Origin of the sequence: Pseudoalteromonas luteoviolacea H33-S (assembly GCF_001625695.1) — a bacterium.
GTDB lineage: Bacteria > Pseudomonadota > Gammaproteobacteria > Enterobacterales > Alteromonadaceae > Pseudoalteromonas > Pseudoalteromonas luteoviolacea_B.
In genome coordinates this window covers 1-1,179 of the sequence record NZ_AUXY01000125.1, presented here as the reverse complement: position 1 = coordinate 1,179, position 1,179 = coordinate 1, and the positions used below count along the sequence as shown (strand labels likewise).

1 protein-coding gene is annotated in these 1,179 nt (G+C 46.4%); it reads left to right on the top strand.

Translation table 11 applies throughout. The features are described from left to right. Positions 1-1,131 (top strand): elongation factor Tu (tuf, locus tag N477_RS23770; protein WP_063360173.1); only part of this gene is annotated, 1,131 nt, incomplete at its 5' end. Positions 1,132-1,179 lie beyond the last annotated feature (48 nt).

Here is a 1,179-nt window from a genome sequence, read left to right as displayed (position 1 = left end):
GGCCACGTTGACCACGGTAAAACAACTCTAACAGCAGCAATCACTAACGTACTTGCAAAAGTATACGGTGGTGAAGCACGTGACTTCGCTCAAATCGATAACGCTCCAGAAGAGCGTGAGCGTGGTATCACAATCGCAACTTCACACGTAGAGTACGATACTCCAACTCGTCACTACGCACACGTTGACTGTCCTGGACACGCTGACTATGTTAAAAACATGATCACTGGTGCTGCTCAGATGGACGGCGCGATCCTAGTAGTTGCTGCAACTGATGGTCCTATGCCTCAGACTCGTGAGCACATCCTACTTTCACGTCAGGTTGGTGTACCTTACATCATCGTATTCATGAACAAATGTGACATGGTTGATGACGAAGAGCTAATCGAACTAGTAGAGATGGAAGTTCGTGAACTTCTTTCTGAGTACGATTTCCCAGGTGATGACTTACCACTAATCCAAGGTTCAGCTCTTAAAGCACTAGAAGGTGAGAAAGAGTGGGAAGACAAGATCGTTGAGCTTGCAGAAGCACTAGATTCTTACATCCCAGAGCCAGAGCGTGACATCGATAAGCCATTCATCATGCCTATCGAAGACGTATTCTCAATCCAGGGTCGTGGTACTGTTGTAACTGGCCGTGTTGAAGCTGGTATCATCAACGTGAACGACGAAGTTGAAATCGTAGGTGTTAAAGAAACTACGAAGACAACTTGTACGGGTGTTGAAATGTTCCGTAAGCTTCTAGACGAAGGTCGTGCTGGTGAGAACATCGGTGCACTTCTACGTGGTACTAAGCGTGACGAAGTTGAGCGTGGTCAAGTACTATCAGCTCCTGGTTCAATCCAGCCGCACACTAAGTTCACTTCAGAAGTATACGTACTTTCTAAAGATGAAGGTGGTCGTCACACTCCTTTCTTCAAAGGTTACCGTCCACAGTTCTACTTCCGTACAACTGACGTAACTGGTGACATCCAGCTACCAGACGGCGTAGAAATGGTAATGCCTGGTGACAACATCAAGATGACTGTAGAGCTAATCTGCCCAATCGCGATGGACGAAGGTCTACGTTTCGCTATCCGTGAAGGTGGCCGTACAGTTGGTGCTGGTGTTGTAGCATCAATCATCGAGTAATAGTTACACGTTAACTAATTCGATATACGAATAGTAAAAAGCCGCTCA